The sequence below is a fragment of the Knoellia altitudinis genome, from assembly GCF_042666355.1.
Classification (GTDB): Bacteria; Actinomycetota; Actinomycetes; order Actinomycetales; family Dermatophilaceae; genus Knoellia; species Knoellia altitudinis.
The window spans coordinates 47,806-66,146 of record NZ_JBHTDK010000002.1; the positions used below are offsets into that span (position 1 = coordinate 47,806).

17 protein-coding genes and 1 riboswitch are annotated in these 18,341 nt (G+C 69.8%); of the genes, 13 read left to right on the forward strand and 4 right to left on the reverse strand.

Features of this window, described 5'->3' with window-relative positions:
* The gene (locus ACFQW8_RS14965) at window positions 1–819 is read right to left on the reverse strand and encodes a ceramidase domain-containing protein (RefSeq protein WP_380088770.1); all 819 of its coding nucleotides are present in this window, start codon (window positions 817–819) and stop codon (window positions 1–3) included.
* 203 nt (window positions 820–1,022) lie between these two features.
* Between ACFQW8_RS14965 and ACFQW8_RS14970 the strand changes: the two genes are divergently transcribed.
* Complete coding sequence (locus ACFQW8_RS14970; protein WP_380088771.1) at window positions 1,023–2,612, forward strand: HNH endonuclease signature motif containing protein; 1,590 nt, start codon at window positions 1,023–1,025, stop codon at window positions 2,610–2,612.
* Window positions 2,613–2,702: 90 nt separating this feature from the next.
* Here ACFQW8_RS14970 and ACFQW8_RS14975 read toward each other — a convergent pair whose 3' ends face one another.
* Window positions 2,703–3,623, reverse strand: coding sequence for an oxygenase MpaB family protein (locus ACFQW8_RS14975; RefSeq protein ID WP_380088772.1), 921 nt, complete (start codon window positions 3,621–3,623; stop codon window positions 2,703–2,705).
* Between the two features lie 106 nt (window positions 3,624–3,729).
* On the opposite strand from ACFQW8_RS14975, the gene ACFQW8_RS14980 reads away from it, so the two are divergent.
* The 5 genes from ACFQW8_RS14980 (at window position 3,730) to ACFQW8_RS15000 (ending at window position 8,128) form a co-directional block, all read left to right on the forward strand.
* On the forward strand, window positions 3,730–4,449 hold the full coding sequence (locus ACFQW8_RS14980; RefSeq protein WP_380088774.1) for a SprT-like domain-containing protein: 720 nt from the start codon (window positions 3,730–3,732) through the stop codon (window positions 4,447–4,449).
* Between the two features lie 66 nt (window positions 4,450–4,515).
* The gene (locus tag ACFQW8_RS14985) at window positions 4,516–5,040 is read left to right on the forward strand and encodes a TIGR03086 family metal-binding protein (RefSeq protein ID WP_380088776.1); all 525 of its coding nucleotides are present in this window, start codon (window positions 4,516–4,518) and stop codon (window positions 5,038–5,040) included.
* Window positions 5,041–5,130: 90 nt separating this feature from the next.
* Complete coding sequence (gene pdxH, locus ACFQW8_RS14990) at window positions 5,131–5,811, forward strand: pyridoxamine 5'-phosphate oxidase (protein ID WP_380088778.1); 681 nt, start codon at window positions 5,131–5,133, stop codon at window positions 5,809–5,811.
* Window positions 5,812–5,910: 99 nt separating this feature from the next.
* Window positions 5,911–7,146 (forward strand): ornithine--oxo-acid transaminase, encoded by a 1,236-nt coding sequence (gene rocD, locus ACFQW8_RS14995; RefSeq protein ID WP_380088780.1) that lies wholly within the window; start codon window positions 5,911–5,913, stop codon window positions 7,144–7,146.
* Between the two features lie 184 nt (window positions 7,147–7,330).
* Window positions 7,331–8,128: a tryptophan-rich sensory protein gene (locus ACFQW8_RS15000; RefSeq protein ID WP_380088782.1), complete on the forward strand. Its 798-nt coding sequence runs from the start codon at window positions 7,331–7,333 to the stop codon at window positions 8,126–8,128.
* On the opposite strand, the gene ACFQW8_RS15005 is transcribed toward ACFQW8_RS15000, so the two are convergent.
* Entirely contained in the window at window positions 8,091–8,990 is a 900-nt protein-coding gene (locus tag ACFQW8_RS15005; RefSeq protein WP_380088783.1) for an alpha/beta fold hydrolase, read from the reverse strand. The two genes, ACFQW8_RS15000 and ACFQW8_RS15005, sit on opposite strands and share 38 nt — an antisense overlap.
* Window positions 8,991–9,072: 82 nt before the next feature.
* Between ACFQW8_RS15005 and ACFQW8_RS15010 the strand changes: the two genes are divergently transcribed.
* On the forward strand, window positions 9,073–9,435 hold the full coding sequence (locus tag ACFQW8_RS15010) for a hypothetical protein (protein ID WP_380088785.1): 363 nt from the start codon (window positions 9,073–9,075) through the stop codon (window positions 9,433–9,435).
* Entirely contained in the window at window positions 9,428–9,841 is a 414-nt protein-coding gene (locus ACFQW8_RS15015; RefSeq protein WP_380088787.1) for a hypothetical protein, read from the forward strand. The genes ACFQW8_RS15010 and ACFQW8_RS15015 overlap by 8 nt, the downstream gene beginning before the upstream one ends.
* Here ACFQW8_RS15015 and mgrA read toward each other — a convergent pair.
* Window positions 9,830–10,876 (reverse strand): L-glyceraldehyde 3-phosphate reductase, encoded by a 1,047-nt coding sequence (gene mgrA / locus ACFQW8_RS15020; protein ID WP_380088789.1) that lies wholly within the window; start codon window positions 10,874–10,876, stop codon window positions 9,830–9,832. The two genes, ACFQW8_RS15015 and mgrA, sit on opposite strands and share 12 nt — an antisense overlap.
* 87 nt (window positions 10,877–10,963) lie before the next feature.
* Window positions 10,964–11,078: riboswitch (SAM riboswitch) on the forward strand.
* Window positions 11,079–11,094: 16 nt separating this feature from the next.
* Between mgrA and ACFQW8_RS15025 the strand changes: the two genes are divergently transcribed.
* From ACFQW8_RS15025 to ACFQW8_RS15045, 5 genes are all read left to right on the forward strand, one after another.
* A complete protein-coding gene (locus ACFQW8_RS15025) occupies window positions 11,095–12,432 on the forward strand; it encodes a bifunctional o-acetylhomoserine/o-acetylserine sulfhydrylase (RefSeq protein ID WP_380088791.1) in 1,338 nt (445 codons plus the stop codon).
* A 94-nt stretch (window positions 12,433–12,526) separates the two neighbouring features.
* Window positions 12,527–12,814, forward strand: coding sequence for a WXG100 family type VII secretion target (locus tag ACFQW8_RS15030; RefSeq protein WP_380088793.1), 288 nt, complete (start codon window positions 12,527–12,529; stop codon window positions 12,812–12,814).
* Window positions 12,811–14,016 carry a hypothetical protein gene (locus ACFQW8_RS15035; protein ID WP_380088794.1) on the forward strand — a complete coding sequence of 402 codons (1,206 nt, stop codon included), beginning with the start codon at window positions 12,811–12,813 and terminating at the stop codon, window positions 14,014–14,016. Before ACFQW8_RS15030 ends, ACFQW8_RS15035 begins: the two co-directional genes overlap by 4 nt.
* A 4-nt stretch (window positions 14,017–14,020) precedes the next feature.
* Window positions 14,021–17,869 (forward strand): ATP-dependent RNA helicase HrpA, encoded by a 3,849-nt coding sequence (gene hrpA / locus ACFQW8_RS15040; RefSeq protein ID WP_380088796.1) that lies wholly within the window; start codon window positions 14,021–14,023, stop codon window positions 17,867–17,869.
* Complete coding sequence (locus ACFQW8_RS15045) at window positions 17,866–18,330, forward strand: DUF2867 domain-containing protein (RefSeq protein ID WP_380088798.1); 465 nt, start codon at window positions 17,866–17,868, stop codon at window positions 18,328–18,330. The genes hrpA and ACFQW8_RS15045 overlap by 4 nt, the downstream gene beginning before the upstream one ends.
* The last annotated feature ends 11 nt before the right edge of the window (window positions 18,331–18,341 follow it).

An 18,341-nucleotide genomic window follows, 5' to 3' on the forward strand; every position in this document is an offset into this window, starting at 1 on the left:
CTACGGCCGACGGCTCGCGTAGTAGCGGAAGAGGAGCCACGCGGCCCCAGCATCGAGCAGGTGCCACACCGCATGCGGTTGCAGGAGCGAGTGCGGATCGCAGAGCGGGCCACCGTCCTTGCCGGTGTTCCAGATCGCAAAGGCTACGAGCAGGGCTGCGACAGAGGCGAATCCCCATCGCACGTCGAGTCGAACACCACCACGAGTCCGCAGCACCACCTCCATGGCCAGGCCGGCGAGCAGCATCACCGCGAAGACCGCGTTGCCCAACGTCATGACCACCGGGACGTCCGCAGAAGTGAACTCGGCGACCGTGCACAACCCCAGCGCAGCGACGAAGAGCCCGACGAATCCAGTGGTGGCGAGTCGTAGGAGCCGCGCGGCGGCATAGGCGAGGACGAAGCTCGCGAGCAGATACATGCTGTAGAGGTCGAGGTGCCCACCCAGCTCACTCTGCGACGCGTGCATCGCTGCACTTCCCGGGCCGAGCAGGACGACCACGACGGCGTATGCCGTGCCAAGAGGTGCGCTCATCGTGCCGCTTCCGCGGCGGGAGACGTGCCAAGATGCCGCGAGCCCGGCGATCACGAAGCCGACGTTGCTCCAGGTATTGGCTGGCTGTCTGACAAGAGCGTCCCGCGCCGCTTCACAGAAGCCCCCGCCACGCCCGATGTCCGGACCCAACCAACCGAGGGCGAGCGCCGTGGCGAGCAGGCTGACTGATGCCAGGGCAGCTGCGGCGGTGATCACCAGCGGCGCACGCTGGAACCGGGGCGAGGCCTTTGGCTCGGTTGGCGCGGCTGGGTCGGCGACTGGCATGCGGCCCAACGTGGCACAGTGCGGTGACACCTGTCCGGAGATGGCTGTCAGTGGTGGGATCTAGGTTTGGTCTCAGGTGAGCGACGGTGACCGCCACAGCGTCCCGTCCGGCGTGAGTTGTGTTGGGGGAGTGGTGGACTCGCGCGGTGAGTCCGGTGTCAGTGGTCGCCGATAGGTTGGGATCATTCGTTGGAGGGGGATCGATGGACGAGCAGCAGCAGGCTCCCGTCACGCCGTTGCGTGGGGTGCTGGGCGCTGCTCGTGACCGGCTGGCCGACATCGGTGACGTGCTCTCATCGCTCAGCGCCACCGATCTCGCCGAGCTCATGAAACTCGCCGACGAGGTGAAGTCCCAGGCGGCGGCCGCGCAGGTGCGCGTGACCGCCGAAGCCGCGCATCGTGGTGAGTTCGCCTCCGCGCGTCGGGGTGTGGGCTCAGGGCACTCCTGGGTGCGGGAGCATGCGCCTTCGCTACGCCAGGGCGGCGCCGGTCAGGTGGCCCAGCTCGCGCAGGAGGCGGCTGCATCGACACCCGGTGGCCTGTGGTCGCGTGGTGGTCCGGACGCCGGTGCCTTCGCCGACGAGGGTCGGCCGGAGGGGATCGTGTGGGGCCGCGTGCTGTCCGGTGAGGTGAGTGCGGGTCTTGCGCTGACCGCCCTGCGTGAGGTGGCGCGGATGAAGGACCTGCTGACAAAGGAGGCCCTGCCTACAGTCACCACCGCGATCCTCGACCACGGCGTCGAGTGGGGGCAGGCCGAGGCCCGCAGGATCCGGCCGCGACTGCTCGCGAAGTACGGACGCGAGGGCGAGTTCGACGACAAGCAGCGGCGACTGCGGCCAGGCGCTTTCTTGTCGAGTCCGATCGTTGCCGACGGCGACCTGACCGAGTACCGGATGACGATGACTCCAGCGCAGGCCTCGCGGCTCGAGGCCGCGATCGGACCGTTGTCGAAGCCGGCACCCAACCCGGACACGGGTGAGGCGGACCTGCGCTGCGCAGGCCAGCGTCGGGTGGAAGCCCTTGACGCCGTGCTTACCGGCGCCGCCTCGACTGTTGCGGCGAGCAAGAGTCCCGGAGGCGCGGCGTCGGTTGTCCACGTGACCGTGACCTTGGCGGACCTGCTGGCGGGGCTCGCTCGGGTGGACGCGTCGGGGTGCGCGCAGGGCAGCGCGTTGGGTTCCGGCCACGTGATGGGCTCGCGGGCTCAGCAGACGATGCTCGCGCCCTCGGCCGTACGACAGCTAGCGTGCGACGCCGACGTCATCCCTGTGGTCCTCGGCGCGGACGGTGAGGTGGCCGACCTCGGCCGCGTCACCCGACTCTTCACTTCCGGACAGCGCCGCTTCCTGTGGCACCGCGACGGCCAGTGCACCTTCCCCGGATGCAGAGCGCCCGCAGCGTGGACTCAGGCGCACCACCTCGTGCACTGGGTCGATGGCGGTCCGTCCGACCTCCAGAACGCGGCGCTGCTGTGCCAGCGCCACCACACGCAGGTGCACGACCAGCGGCTCATCGCGACCGTCCATCCACCCGACGCACAGGGGCGATCCGTCACCTGGGACCTGAACCCCGGCAGCTATGACCGACAGCTGCCAGAGCGACTGGCGGAGTTCGCTCGCGCTCGGGAGCGAACCAGGGCGAGACGTCAACGACAACCGCTCGACACAGGCCCACCCGATGGTTTGGCGTATGCCGTCCCCGAGTGGGTGCTTCTCGAGATCGCCGACGACCTCGAAGCCGAACACCTGGCGCAGTGGGAAGCAGACCTGGCCCGATGGGACGTGCCCGCCTGACCTGAGGCACTTCTCGGTCCTCACCGCTGCCAACACTGGCGCGGCGAGGCGCCGGCACGGGGCGTGGGCACCTCGTGTTGACAGCTTGGATCAGCCGGCGCGGGACTCCGTGGCGACCGTCCGCACGTCCGCTGGGTCGGTCATGGCCCACCGCACGGTCGCGGTCGCCGCATCACCCAACGGACGCGCCAGCAACATCTCGGTGAACGGCAGCCATGGCAGTCGGAGCGGTCGCCGTGCCCACCGCGGCAGGAGGGCGACGGCGCCAGCAGCCAGGGCGGCATACCCCGGCTTGGCAGCCAGGGGCAGCGGCGGGTGCAGCAGCAGGAATCGCGCTGCCTCCCGCGATGCGGCCGTGGACTGCAGCTCGGGACGGTAGTCCTCGATCATCGCGGCCAGCTCAGCGGTGGTCAGCGGCGGATCGATGACTCCCAGTCGTCGCGCCACAACAGCCGTCTGCTCGACATAGAGGTCGGCCTCGGTGTCGGTGAGCGGCTCGGAGGCGTAGCGCTGGAACGCTGTCAGGAAGCTGTCGACCTCGGTGATGTGGACCCAGCGGAGCAGGTGCGGGTCGCTCGCGGCGTAGGGGCGCCCGTCCTCGGCCTTGCCGCGGACCCGTTCGTGGATGGAGCGCACGCGCTCGATGAGCACCTCGGCGTGCTCGATCGTCCCGAACGTCGTCGTGGCGAGGAACTCACTCGTGCGCTGGAGCCGCCCCCACGGGTCGCCCTTGAACCCGGAGTGACCGGCGACCCCGGCCATGGCGAGGGGGTGTAGCGACTGGAGCAGCAGCGCCCGGATGCCGCCAGGAAACATGGCGGCGTCCGCGTGGACCCGCCAGATGGGGTCCTCCGGCGTGAACCATCGCTCGCCCTCGGCTCCCCAGATCACTGCAGCCTTGGCTGCGGCGTCGTCACCCGCCACCCTCGAACGCAGGGCGTGGGCGAGCTGGGTGCGGGCGCGCTCGTCCCAACGGGTGGGGGTGGTGTCGGTGTCGTCGGCGGTTGCCATCGCAGCTCCTCGTGGGCGAGATTCCACAAACCCTATACGTCGCTTCTGGCAAGGGGCGGTTCGTGTGGGGGCGGGCAGTGTCAGTGCTCGCTGACAGCATGAGTGCATGGAGATCTCACCGGCACTCGCACTCGGGCGCCGCCTGCTGCGTGAGCACGGGCTGGAGCACTGGAGCGTCACGACCGATCGCGCCAAGACCAGGGCCGGCGTGTGCCGCTTCGCGTCTCGCACGATCTCGCTCAGCGCCCCGTTGACCCGCCTCCACGGCGAGGCCGAGGTGCGCGACACGATCCTGCACGAGATCGCTCACGCTCTCGTCGGCCCGGCCCACGGGCACGACGAGGTGTGGCGTGCGAAGGCCCGGGCGATCGGCTGCTCCGGTGAGCGCACCGTCCCCACGAGCGCGCCGAGCGTCGAGGGTCCCTGGCGCGGCGTGTGCCCCCACGGCCACGTCTCGACCCGGCACCGTCGGCCGACCCGGGTGCTGAGCTGCTCGCGCTGCCGCCACGGCTTCGACCCGGAGTTCGTCCTCACCTGGACCTTCCATGGGCGCCGGGTCCCGATGGGGCAGGCCTATCGCGCGGAGCTCGAGGCGCTGACTCTCGGAGTCGAGGCTTCGAAGGGTGCCGGGTCGGACGCTGCCGCAGCGGCGCACGCTGCTTTCGCCGTCGGGGCGATGGTGCGCATCGTCGCGGACGGGCCGATGAACGGCCTCGTCGGAGAGGTCGAGGGCGCGTTCTCGACACGCAGTCAGGTGAGGGTCGGCGACGAGCTGTATGCCGTGCCCAACGAGGTTCTTGCCAGCGCCGAGCTCGTGGCGAGCTGACCACGGGACCATGCTGAGCGGGAGTAGCGTCGCAACCGCCCGCTCATCGTCGACGGAAGGCCAGCCATGAAAGCCCAACCTGACGCCGGCACGCTCCTCGCACGTGCACTCGACCAGACGGCTCGTCTGCTCGACGAGGTGTCGCCGGAGCAGTACGACGACGTCTCGACCTGCCAGGACTGGACGGTCCGCGACCTCGTCCGACACGTCGTCGCGTCGCCGCGGAACTTCGTCTCGATGTTCACCGGCAAGGACGTCGACTGGGCCAACCCGCCCGAGCTCGGCGACGACCCTGCGGCGGACTTCCGGGCGGGAGCCGCGGACTTGCTCGAACACGCTCGCGCGGATGCGTCCGGGCGCTCGTCCGGCGCCGCGATCCCGGAGTTCGCCGTCCATGGCTGGGACCTCGCGCGGTCCATCGGTAGCCGGACGGCACTCGACGACGAGGTGGCCGAGCACGCCTACGCCTTCATGACCGCCAACCTCACGCCGGAGAACCGGGCAGGGGCGTTCGAGCCAGAGGTGGACGCCGCACCGGACGCATCGGTGCACGACCGACTCGCAGCCTTCGCCGGCCGCACGCCTCGCTGAGCAGTCCGAGATCACCCCATCCGGGTGCCCCATGGGTCGCTGGATCCTCGCGACGCCCGCCGACACCTGGTCGGCCCTAGGCTCGACCTCGTGAACGACGTGACGCGCATCGACTACACCGGGACCGGTCTTTCCGAGGACGAGGTCGCCGCCACCCCATGGGTCCAGGCGAAGCGCTGGGTCGACGATGCCGTCGAGCGTTCGGGTGCGCAGGCGGACGTGCCCGAACCGCACGCACTCTCCGTCGCGACGGTCGACCAGAACGGCCTGCCCAACGTCCGCACCGTCCTCATGCGCTTCTTCGACGAGCGCGGTCCCGGCTTCCTCACCAACACGCTGTCCACCAAGGGAGCCGAGCTCGCAGACAACCGGGGCATCGCGGCCTCGCTCACGTGGCCCTCCATGTTCCGCGCCATCCGGTTCCGTGGGCAGTCGGTCCTGCTCGACCGCAACGAGGTGAGCGACTACTTCGGTTCGAGGCCGTGGGGCTCGCGAATCTCGGCGTGGGCCTCGCAGCAGTCCCAGCCGGTGGCATCGCGAGCCGAGCTCGAGACGGCATACGAGAGGTATGCCGCTCGGTGGCCCGACCGTGGTCAGTCCGACGACGTCCCCGTCCCGGACTTCTGGGGCGGCTACCGGATCACCTGCACGGAGGTCGAGTTCTGGGGAGGCCGCACCAACCGGTTGCACGACCGGCTCGTCTTCACCCGCGTCCGCGAGGGGTCCCTGGACGACGCGTCGGCGTGGTCGCTCAGCCGCCGCCAGCCCTGAGCACGCGGCGCGACAGAGGGGCTCCGATGAGCGGTTCGGCGGCGCGATCCAGCGCAGTTACAGTGATCGCGACCACGCAACGAAGGAGTGAGCCCAGCCATGACGCCCGAGCAGCCCGGCACCAGCCCGGCAGTGAGCACCGAGCAGCACATCGAGACGACCGAGCGCTATGCGGCGCACAACTACCACCCCCTTCCGGTCGTGATCGCCAGTGGTGAGGGCGCGTGGGTCACCGACGTCGACGGCAAGCGCTACCTCGACTGCCTCGCCGGCTACTCCGCCCTGAACTTCGGCCACTCGCACCCGCAGCTGGTCGAGCGGGCCCGCCAGCAGCTCGGCACCTTGACACTGACGAGCCGCGCCTTCTTCAACGACCAGCTCGGGCCGTTCGCCCAGGCCCTCGCCGAGCTCACCGCCAAGGACATGGTCCTGCCGATGAACTCCGGCGCCGAGGCGGTCGAGACCGCACTCAAGGTGAGCCGCAAGTGGGGCTACGAGGTCAAGAACGTCCCCGAGGACCAGGCCAACATCATCGTCATGGAGGGCAACTTCCACGGCCGCACGACGACGATCATCAGCTTCTCCGACGACAAGGTCGCCCACGACAACTACGGCCCCTACACGCCGGGCTTCCGGGCCGTCCGCTACGGCGACATCGACTCGCTGCGTGCCGCCGTCGACGAGTTCACCGTCGCCGTGCTCCTCGAGCCGATCCAGGGCGAGGGCGGTGTCGTCGTCCCGCCGGAGGGCTTCCTCCGCGACGTCCGCGCGCTCTGCACCGAGGAGAACGTCCTCATGGTCGCCGACGAGATCCAGTCGGGTCTCGCGCGCACCGGCACGACCTTCGCGTGCGACCTCGAGAACGTCGTGCCCGACATGTACATCCTCGGCAAGGCCCTCGGCGGTGGCCTCTATCCGGTCTCGGCCGTGGCCGCCGACAAGGACGTCCTCGGCGTCATCTCGCCCGGGTCGCACGGGTCCACCTTCGGTGGCAACCCGCTCGCTGCCGCGATCGGGCACGAGGTATGCCGTCTGCTCGCCACAGGTGAGTTCCAGGAGCGCGCCCGTCGGCTGGGTGCGCGACTGCTCGCCGGCCTCGAGCCGCTCGTCGGCAACGGTCTCGACGCGGTGCGGGTGCGAGGGCTGTGGGCGGGCCTCGACGTCACGCCCGGCGGACCCACCGGCCGCGAGCTGTGCGAGCGCCTCATGGAGCGCGGCATCCTGGCCAAGGACACCCACGGCATGACGATCCGTCTCGCTCCACCGCTCGTCATCACCGAGGACGAGGTCGACCAGCTCGTCGCCGCCGTCAAGGACTCCCTCACCGCAGCCTGACCGCCGTCACCCCTTCAGCCAGACGAAACAAGGTCCCGCAGAGCGCGTGCTCCATGCCGCCCTGCGGGACCTTGTCCGTGACGCGGCCGATGAGGTGCCGTCCCGAACTCTCATGGCTCGAACGCCAGGGGTCCTGCGACCGGGAGGCAATGGGGAGCACTCCCCGCGATGGCAGGCTGGAGCCATGACCTCCAGTGACCGGACCCGTCAGATCGCCGTCACCTTCGCCGAGATCTTCTGCGTCTTCGGCACCCTCGTGGGGGTCGGCGTGATCGGCACCCGGGTCGCGGAGTCCGCCGGCGGCTCGCTCTCGGCGGACGCCACCCTGCTCGCCCCGGCCGGCCCGGCGTTCTCGATCTGGTCAGTCGTCTACGTGGGCCTTGCCGCCTATACGGTGTGGCAGTGGCTCCCGGCGGCCGGCCGGAGTGAGCTGGCCCGGCGCACCGGCTGGCTGGTCGCGGCTTCGATGGTGCTCAACGCCGTCTGGTTGCTCGTGACCCCGCAGGGGTGGGTCTGGTTCAGTGTCCTCGTCATCGCGACCCTGCTGCTCGTGCTCGTGCGGCTGGCTCTCGAGCTGGCCGCAATGAGTGAGCGTCCTGCCGATGCCGTCGGCACGTGGATCACCCGTGCGACCGCCGGGCTCTATCTCGGGTGGGTGGCCGTGGCGACGTTCGCCAACATCGCAGCGGCCGTGGCAGGCAGCGGTGTCGACCTGACAAGAGGTGCGGGAGCGGTCACTGCGGCCCTCGTCGGTGTCGTCGTCGTGGCAGCCCTCGTCATCGGGCTGATGCGCGCCGAGCCCACCCGCTGGGGAGTTGCGGTCGCAGCCGTCTGGGGCCTGGGCTGGTTGGCCATCGGGCGCTTCACCGACGAGCCGCAGTCGACAGTGGTCGGTGTGACGGCACTCCTTGCTGCGGCAGCCATCGCGACCGCAGCCGTGGTCTTCACCCTGCGGGCGAGGCCCGGCGCGCGTTCTGCGTGATCGCGTCGACCATCTCGGCGCGGCGCCCACGAGGCAGGTCGTGACCCATCTCAGGGAACATCAGCAGCCGTGACCCCGGGACGGCACGGGCCGTCGCCGCGCCGCCACTGGGAAGGACGAGGCGGTCGCGGAGCCCGTGGATGACCAGCGTGGGCACGGCGATCGTGCGCAGTCGAGCGGTCCGGTCGGGGGAGGCGTTGATGGCGTTGAGCTGCCGGTCCCGGCTCGTCGCCGTGTTGGCGCGACGGGTGACGTGCGCCTCCGCGAGCTCGCGCATCTCGACCTCGTCGAAGTCGAGCCCGGCGATGACGCGGAACGCCTCCACGCCCGCCGCGATCGCCTCGTCGCGCGTGGTCGGTGGCGTCGCCCGGACCTGTCGGAGCAACGCCGGGAGCAGCCGGGCGGAGGACCGTCCGTAGCGGCGGTGCCCCGTGTTGGACATGATCGAGCACAGCGACCGCACCCGCTGCGGGTGCCGCAGGGTCAGCTCCTGGGCGATCATCCCGCCCATCGACGCACCCACGACGTGCGTCGAGTCGATGCCGAGGTGCTCGAGCAAACCTGCCGCATCGTCGGCGAGGTCGGCCAGCGTGTAGTCCGACGTGGCCCAGCGTCGGGCGGCAAGGCCACGCACGACGTGGCCCCGGGTCGGGGGCGGCGCGTCGGTGAACGATGACAGCCCCTGGTCGCGGTTGTCGTAGCGGATGACCCGGAAGCCCGCTGCGACGAGGAGGTCGACGAGGTCGGTCGGCCACGCCACGAGCTGCGCGCCCATGCCCATGATGAGCAGGATCGGCTCGGCGTCGTCGGGACCGTCGATGACGTACTCGATGCGCTGGTCACCGATCTCGGCGGAAGTCATGATCGCATCAAACCAAACGAGGCTGACCATCACCCGAGGAGGTGACGCAGACGGCTGATCCGCGAGACGTAGGCTGTCCGCCGTGCTCCTCCCGCTCACCCAGGTGCTCGTCGCCGCAGCGCTCTTGCTGACCGTCGTCGCCGGTGCCTACGCGCTCCTCGACCGGCTCATCGGCAACGTCGTGCTCGGGCTGGCGGCACTCGTCGAGCTGGGCGTGCTCGTCCAGCTCGTCCGCGGGCTCGTCGGCATTCCCTCGTTGGAGGGCACGGAGCCGAAGGCGACGTTCACGGCATACCTCGTCACCCTGCCCTTCGTCCTCGCCATCACCGTGTGGAGCGCCATCAAGGACAAGACCCGTTGGGCGATGGGGTCGATCGCCGTGGGGGCCTTCGCCGTCGCGGTGATGACCCTGCGCCTCCAGCAGATCTGGGACCTCCATGCCTGACGCCTTCCGAGAAGCCCACTCCGCGCAGGGACCCGGCCGGATCCTCGTCGCCGTCTACGGCGTGCTCGCCCTCGCGGCGACCGGCCGCTCGATCCTGCAGATCGTCGAGTACTTCGAGCGGGCGCCGCTCGCCTACATCCTCTCGGCGCTCGCGGCCGTCATCTATCTCGTCGCCACCGTCGGCATGGCCCGTGGCGACCGTCGGAGCACCCGAATCGCCCTGCTCGCGTGCACCGTCGAGCTCGTCGGTGTCCTGGTCGTCGGAGCGTTGTCGTATGCCGTTCCGGACGCCTTCCCGGACAAGACCGTCTGGTCGCACTTCGGTTCCGGCTACGGCTACGTGCCGCTGTTCCTGCCGATGCTCGGCATCTGGTGGCTGAGCCGGGTTCGGACGTCAGCCGCGTGAGGACGTCGCCCAGAGGTCGATGCCCGCGTCGACGGCGTGCTTGTCGATGGCCTTGATCTCGGCGTCGCTGAACGTGGTGTTCTTGACCGCGAGCAGGTTGTCGTCGAGCTGTTCGACGCTCGAGGCGCCCACGAGCACCGACGTCACCCGCGAGTCCTTGAGGAGCCAGGCCAGCGCCATCTGGGCGAGGGTCTGACCGCGCTTCTTGGCCAGCGCGTTGAGGGCACGCACGTGCTTGAGGGACTCCTCGGTGAGCAGGTCCGGGCTGAGGCTCTTGCCCTGCGACGCGCGTGAACCCTCGGGGATCCCCTTGAGGTACTTGCTCGTGAGCATGCCCTGCGCGAGCGGTGAGAAGGCGATGCAGCCGACGCCGTGCTCTCCGAGGACGTCGAGCAGGTCCTCCTCGACCCAGCGGTTGAGCATCGAGTAGGACGGCTGGTGGATGAGCAGGGGAGTGCCGAGCTCGCGCAGGATCTCCACGGCCTCGCGGGTGCGCGGCCCGGAGTAGGACGAGATGCCGACGTAGAGCGCCTTGCCCTGTCGCACCAGGGAGTCGAGCGCCCCCATCGTCTCCTCGAGAGGCGTGGTCTCGTCGAAGCGGTGGCTGTAGAAGATGTCGACGTAGTCCAGGCCCATGCGCTTCAGCGACTGGTCGGCGCTGGCGAGGATGTACTTGCGACCCCCACCGCCCTGACCGTAGGGGCCCGGCCACATGTCGTAGCCCGCCTTGCTGCTGATGACTAGCTCGTCGCGGTAGGGCTTGAAGTCGCGGGCGTAGAGAGTGCCGAAGTTGCGCTCGGCGCTGCCGTAGGGAGGGCCGTAGTTGTTGGCCAGGTCGAAGTGGGTGATGCCCTTGTCGAACGCGCGGCGCAGGATCGCCTGCTGGCGCTCGAGAGGGACGTCGTCACCGAAGTTGTGCCACAGGCCGAGCGAGATCGCCGGGAGGTCGAGACCCGATCGCTCGACCCGGCGGTACGGCATACCGGCGCGGTAACGGCCATCGGCCGCCTTGTACTCGTCGATGTTGAAGGTCATGCGACCCATCATGCCTGCCGGTCGCAGTCCACGATCAGAGACACCGCTGCCGCGAGACGCGGGTCCGGCGTTAACGTTTCAACCACAGGTCATGAGTGCCAGCGACAGGCCCCGGCTCGCTGGCCGGCAACCCTCCAACCGCGGTGGGGTGCCCCGGGTGAAGACCAGGCGGGACGTCGACCGGCGCCCGCAAGCACGGCATACGAGGAGCTCTTCCGATGGCTGACGACGCTGTTTCCGGCACCCCGAACTGGTCCTTCGAGACCCGACAGATCCACGCAGGTCAGGAGCCCGACCCCACGACGGGCGCTCGCGCCCTGCCGATCTACCAGACGACCTCCTACGTCTTCAAGGACACCGAGCAGGCCGCGAACCTGTTCGCGCTCAAGGAGTTCGGCAACATCTACACGCGCATCATGAACCCGACGCAGGACGTCGTGGAGCAGCGCATCGCGTCCCTGGAGGGTGGTGTCGGCGCTCTGCTCGTCGCCTCGGGTCAGGCGGCCGAGACCATCGCGATCCTCAACATCGCCGAGGCGGGCGACCACATCGTCGCGTCACCGTCGCTTTACGGCGGAACCTTCAACCTGTTGAAGCACACCCTCCCGAAGTTCGGCATCGAGGTGACCTTCGTCGAGGACTCCACCGACCCGCAGTCGTGGCGGGCAGCGGTGCGCCCCAACACCAAGCTCTTCTACGGCGAGACGATCTCCAACCCCAAGGTCGAGATCCTCGACATCGAGGCGGTTGCGGCGGTGGCCCACGAGGCAGGCGTTCCGCTCATCGTGGACAACACCGTCGCCACGCCCTATGTGCTGCGTCCCCTGGAGTTCGGCGCCGACATCGTCGTGCACTCGGCGACGAAGTACCTCGGCGGTCACGGGACGACGATCGCCGGCGTCATCGTCGACGGTGGGACGTTCGACTTCGCTGCCGACCCTGAGAAGTTCCCGAACTTCAACACGCCCGAGGAGAGCTACCACGGGCTGGTGTTCGCCCGGGACCTCGGCGTGGGGTCGCCGCTGGGTGCGAACCTCGCCTACATCCTCAAGGCACGGGTGCAGCTGCTGCGCGACCTCGGACCGGCGGTCGCGCCGTTCAACGCGTTCCTCATCGCACAGGGCGTCGAGACGCTGAGCCTGCGGATCGACCGGCACCTCGAGAACGCCCGGGCGGTGGCCGAGTTCCTGCAGGGGCACGAGCAGGTGGAGTCGGTGCGGTGGGCATCGCTGCCCGGCGACGCCTTCCACGAGCTGGCGCAGAAGTACACCCCCAAGGGATCGGGTGCGGTGCTCGCGTTCGAGATCGTGGGTGGGGCGGACGCCGGCCGACGCTTCGTCGAGGCGCTGCAGCTGCACTCGCACGTCGCGAACCTGGGTGACGTACGCTCGCTCGTCATCCACCCGGCGTCGACGACGCACTCGCAGGGGCCCGACGAGGATCGACTCGCTGCGGGGGTGACGCCCGGCCTCGTGCGGCTCGCCGTCGGGATCGAGCACATCGACGACATCGTCGCCGACCTCGAGCTCGGCTTCGTCGCGGCCAAGGGAGCCTGACCGGTCGGCCCACTGCCCGGTGCTCGCGCCGAGGTCGCTGGAGGTTGTGGATAACTCGACGGTGAGATCCACGGATCGACCTAGCGTCTGATGCATGACACGGATGCAGATCGGTGCCGAGGTGATCGCAGCGCTCGGGGTCTCCCTGGGTGAGGTCGCCGATGGTCTGGAGTCCACCGCCGACGGGTCGGTCGATCGGTGGGCCCTCGGCTGCGGCGAGAGCTCCGCGGCCTTCGACGACCTGCTCGCCGGCTGGAGGCGCAACCGGCTCCTGCTCGCCAAGGTCATGCGCGACCTGGGTGAGAAGGCACAGGTCGCCGGGACGGCATACGTCGAGACCGAGTCCGACGTGCGCCGCATGTCCGGGGGCCCCACGCGATGACCGGCCCCATCCTCCAACCGATCGAGGGCAACGCAGACTCGGTCCGGAGCCTGGCGGCCTCTCTGACGTCCGGTGCGGCCAAGCTCTCGGCGATCAACGCCGTCCTCGTGACCCTCAAGGCGGGGTCCTCGTGGGCCAGCCCGGCGGGCGAGCTGTTCGAGTCGTCCGTGCGAGAGTCGCCGCCGCTCCTCGACGCGCTCATCGACCGGTATGCCGGTGCGGCAGCGGCGCTTCTCGGCTTCGCCGACGAGCTGGGCGAGTCACAGGCCGCGGCGCAGCGCGCCATCGAGTGGAAGAAGGCCGAAGAGTCGGTCGACCAGGCGCTCCAGGAGCAGATCGCTGGACGGATGAACGCCGGCGAGCCGATCATCGACCTCCTGAGCCTGCAGAACCAGGTCTTGGCCAACATGAACCAGGCGCAACAGCGGCACGCGCTGGCCTGGGAGCGGTTCGACTCAGCCGATCGGCGTCTGGCCCGCACGCTCCGGATGCTTGCCGAGGACATCCTCGGCGACTCCTGGCACTACACGGCGGTCACCAAGGTCCAGGGCTTCTCGCAGGCCGTGGGCAGCCTGCCCGTCTGGGCCAAGAAGGCGCCGGTCGTGGGGCAGGCCACGATGGTGAGCGACGCGGTCAGCACCGCCAGTCAGGTCGCGCTGCGGGTCTTCTACGACGAGGGGAGCTGGAAGGAGATCGGCATCAACACGGCGGCCAGCGTGACGCTCATCGGGGGCTCGGGCCTCAAGTCCGGCGCACTCGCGGGCGCGAGTCCCGTGTCCCGGCTGGCTGACGGCCGGCGAGCGTACACGGGTGAGCAGATCGGCACGGGGGAGCGGTTCGCGATCGGCACGCGCGAGCAGCTGCAGCGCAAGGTCGCCAGGGTCAGCGGGAGCCAACCAGTCCCGACTAGTCGCATGGTGGTCCCCCTGGACACTCTCCCACCAGTCCCGGGGCTCAAGGGGCTCCCGCTCCAGCAGAAGGCGCAGGCCCTCGGCCGCCACAGCGCTGCGATGGCGACGAGGAAGGCCGACGAGACCTTCTTCGACAGCTGGAAGGCCGCCACGGCCGGTGGCCCCGACGCACAGCGGATGTTCGTCGCCGGCACGACACTGGAGAAGGTCATCCCCAAGGTCGAGGCACGCGCGGTGGATGCCGTGGACGGGAACTCGGAGGAGAAGGCATCACGGCCGACCTATCCTTGACCCCGTGCCAGAGTCAGGAGCTGCCGTCGCAGAGCGCGGCCCCCTCGACCCCGCGCACCTGAAGTACCCCGGCCAGCTCCCTGTCGTCGAGCGTCGCGACGACATCCTCGCCGCCCTGCGCGACCACCAGGTCGTCGTCATCGCGGGCGAGACCGGCTCCGGCAAGACCACCCAGCTCCCCAAGATGTGTCTGGAGCTCGGTCTGGGCAGCACCGGCCAGATCGGCCACACCCAGCCGCGCCGCATCGCCGCCCGCTCGGTCGCCGAGCGCATCGCCGAGGAGATGGAGGTCGAGCTCGGCGACCTCGTCGGCTACCAGGTGCGCTTCACCGACCACAGCAGCGACCGCACCCGGCTCAAGGTCATGACCGACGGCATCCTGCTCGCCGAGATGCAACGTGACCGGGACCTGCGCCGCTACGACACGATCATCATCGACGAGGCCCACGAGCGGTCGCTCAACATCGACTTCATCCTCGGCTACCTCAAGTCCCTCCTCCCGCGCCGACCGGACCTCAAGGTGGTCATCACCTCGGCGACGATCGACCCGGTCCGGTTCGCCGAGCACTTCTCCACCGATGCCCGCGGCAACGTCGTGCGTGAGGTCCCGGTCATCGAGGTCTCCGGACGCACCTTCCCGGTGGAGGTCCGCTATCGCCCCCTCGTGGAGCGCGACGACAGCGGCGGGATCGTCGAGGAGCGCGACCAGGTCACTGCCGTCGCCGATGCCGTCACCGAGCTCTGGACCGAGACCCCGCCGGGGCACTCCGCCACCGACATCCTCGTGTTCTTCTCGGGCGAGCGGGAGATCCGTGACGCCGCTGACGCGCTGAACGCCCTCAACCTCCCGGGCACCGAGGTGCTCCCGCTCTACGCACGCCTCTCCGCGAACGAGCAGCACCGCGTCTTCACCCGGGGCAAGGGGCGGCGCATCATCCTCGCCACCAACGTCGCCGAGACCTCGCTGACGGTCCCGGGCATCGGCTACGTCATCGACACCGGCACGGCCCGGATCTCGCGCTACTCCCAGCGCACCAAGGTGCAGCGCCTTCCGATCGAGCCGATCTCGCAGGCCAGCGCCTCGCAGCGCTCCGGGCGGTGTGGTCGAGTCGCGGACGGCATTGCGGTCAGGCTCTATTCGCAGGAGGACTTCGAGTCCCGCGCCGAGTTCACCGAGCCCGAGATCCAGCGCACGTCGCTGGCAGCGGTCATCCTGCAGATGACCGCCCTGGGGCTCGGCGACATCGCCCGCTTCCCGTTCGTCGACGCCCCCGACCCGAGGCAGATCGCCGACGGGGTCCGCCTCCTCGACGAGCTCGGTGCCCTTCAGGACGGCAAGGGGAGGCGCGGCGAGAGGCGACTCACGGCATACGGGAAGACCCTGGCGAGACTGCCGCTCGACCCACGCATGGGCCGCATGATCATCGAGGCGGCCCGCCTCGGCTGCACCCGCGAGGTGCTCGTCATCGTGGCCGCCCTCACCATCCAGGACCCGCGCGAACGCCCCGTCGACAAGGAGGCGCAGGCGCAGCAGCAGCACGCGCGCTTCAAGAGCGAGACCTCGGACTTCGCCGGCTTCCACGCCCTCTGGCGCTACCTCAAGGAGCAGCAGAAGGCACTGTCCAGCAGCGCCTTCCGTCGGATGTGCAAGGCGGAGTTCCTCCACTACCTCCGCATCCGTGAGTGGCAGGACCTGCACCAGCAGCTCCGCAGCGCCTGCAAGGCGGCTCGGATCGAGCCCGACCAGAGCACCGCCGCGCCCGACGGCGAGCCGGACTGGGACGTCGTCCACAAGGCCCTGCTCGCCGGCCTCCTCTCGCACATCGGGGTCCGCGACGAGCAGAAACGTGAGTATGCCGGTGCCCGGGGTTCGCGATTCGGCATCAATCCCGGCTCGGGCCTGTTCAAGAAGCAGCCCGACGTGGTCATGGCTGCGGAGCTCGTCGAGACCACGCGCCTGTGGGCCCGGGTCAACGCGGCCATCGACCCAGAGTGGGCCGAGGAGGTCGGAGCGCACGTCATCAAGCGCACCTACAGCGAGCCGCGCTGGTCGAAGTCCAAGGGCAGCGTCGTGGCTTCCGAGCGGGTGACGCTCTACGGCGTGCCGCTCATCGTCGACCGGACGGTGCTCTACGGCCGGATCAACCCGGAGGAGGCGCGGGACCTCTTCATCCGTCATGCCCTCGTCGAGGGTGACTGGGACACGCACCACACCTTCTGGAAGGCCAACACCGCACTGCTGCAGCGCCTTTCGGAGCTCGAGGAGCGCGCGCGCCGCCGCGACCTCATCGTCGACGACGAGGTGGTGTTCGCGTTCTACGACGCACGCATCCCGCCCGACGTCACGTCGGTGCGGCACTTCGACCGCTGGTGGAAGGGCGAGCGTCGCAGCCGGCCTGAGCTGCTCACCTTCACGGAGGAGCTCCTCACCCGCGAGGACGTCGACGCCGTGTCGGCGAACGACTACCCCCGCACGTGGCGGCAGGGCGACCTGGAGCTCGACGTGACCTACCAGTTCTCGCCGGGGGCGGACGCCGACGGGGTGACCGTGCACGTCCCCACGGCGATCCTCAACCAGGTCACACCCGTCGGGTTCGACTGGCAGGTCCCGGGGCTGCGTGAGGACCTGGCCGTCGCCCTACTGAAGTCCCTGCCCAAGGCCACTCGTCGCCATTTCGTCCCCACCCCCGACCATGCCCGGGCCGCTCTCGCGGGCGCCGAGCCGTCAGCCGGCGCCGCCTTCACCGACGAGCTGGCCCGGGTCCTGCGTTCCCGCACGGGCGTCAGCATTCCTGCGGGAGAGTGGGACTGGCAGCGTGTGCCCGACCACCTGCGCATCACCTTCTCGGTCGAGGCTCCGGGCGGACGCGTCATCGCCCGCGGCAAGGACCTCGACGAGCTCCGCCCGAAGTCGCAGAGCGCGGTCCGTCAGCGGCTCGCCAAGGCCGGTGCCTCGATCGAGCGCAGCGGTCTCACCCAGTGGAGCGTGGACGACGTGCCGCGGACCTTCGAGGCCCGGTCGGGCGAACACACCATCCAGGGTCATCCCGCCCTCGTCGACGAGGGCTCGAGCGTGTCGCTCCGGGTTCTCGACCACCCGGGTTCGGCCGAGGCGGCCCACCGGGCGGGGGTCCGGCGGCTCCTGCTCCTGGGCACCAGCGCTCCGTGGAAGCGCGTCCTCGCCCGCCTCAGCAACGCCCAGAAGCTCGCTCTCGGTCAGAACCCCCACGGGTCGGTCCCGGCCCTGCTCGAGGACTGCCTCGCCGCGGCGGTCGACTCGATCGTCGCGGACCTGGGGGAGGCGCAGGGCAGTGCTGGCTCGGTGCGCACCAAGGCCGAGTTCGACGCCGCGCACACGGCTGTCCGCACCCATGTCGTCACCCGGGTGCTGCTCGTCATCGAGGCCGTCGAGCCGGTGCTCGCCCTCGCCACCGACGTCCGCCGCCGCCTCGACTCCCTGGAGACGAGCGCCGTGAGGAACAGCCTGGCCACCACCACGGCCGACGTGCGGGCACAGCTCGACGGTCTCATCCGACCCGGGTTCGTCGCGGACAGCGGGCTCGCCCGGCTTCCCCACCTCCAGCGCTACCAGCGCGCGATGCTTCAGCGCCTCGAGCGCGCCGCGACCAACCCTCGCGAGGCGCAGCTGCAGGCGCAGATCGACGCGATCGAGACGGCATACGCCGATCTCCTGGACGACCTCCCCGCAACCGGCAGGCAGAAGCCCGAGGTGACCGACATCGCCTGGATGATCGAGGAGCTGCGGGTCAGCCTCTTCGCGCAGGCGCTCGGCACGGCACATCCCGTGAGCGAGAAGCGCATCCGAGCCGCCATCGCGGCGGTGTCACCGTGAACGGCGGGGCGGCCTTCGCGAGCCATGCCCTCGACGGCGTGCCCGAGCCCGACTTCGCCGATGTCCAGATCGTGGCCCTGAGGGGTGCGACCGGGGTCGCCGCGGACGACTGGGTCCGGGCGATCTTCGACGCGCGCAGCCTCCCGATGTGGGTCAAGGCGCTCTTCGGTCTGCGCGCCGTGCTGGTCCCTTTCATCGGTCTGAACCAGTCACGTGAGCGGGCGGCGAGCCCCTTCGAGGTCGGCGACGTCGTCGACGGCGAGGCGCTCGTCGTCACCGATGCACCGCACCTGCTCTTCCGGCTGGGGGTGGCCGTCGATGAGGACGCCGGGCTGCTGCGCGCCACCACGGTGGTGGTGCATCACAACTGGCGAGGCCGGCTCTACTTCGTGCCGGTCGGGGTGCTGCACGGGCCGGTCCTGCGCTCGATGATGCTGCGAGCGGTGCGTCGAGCCCGATGAGGGAATCTCCG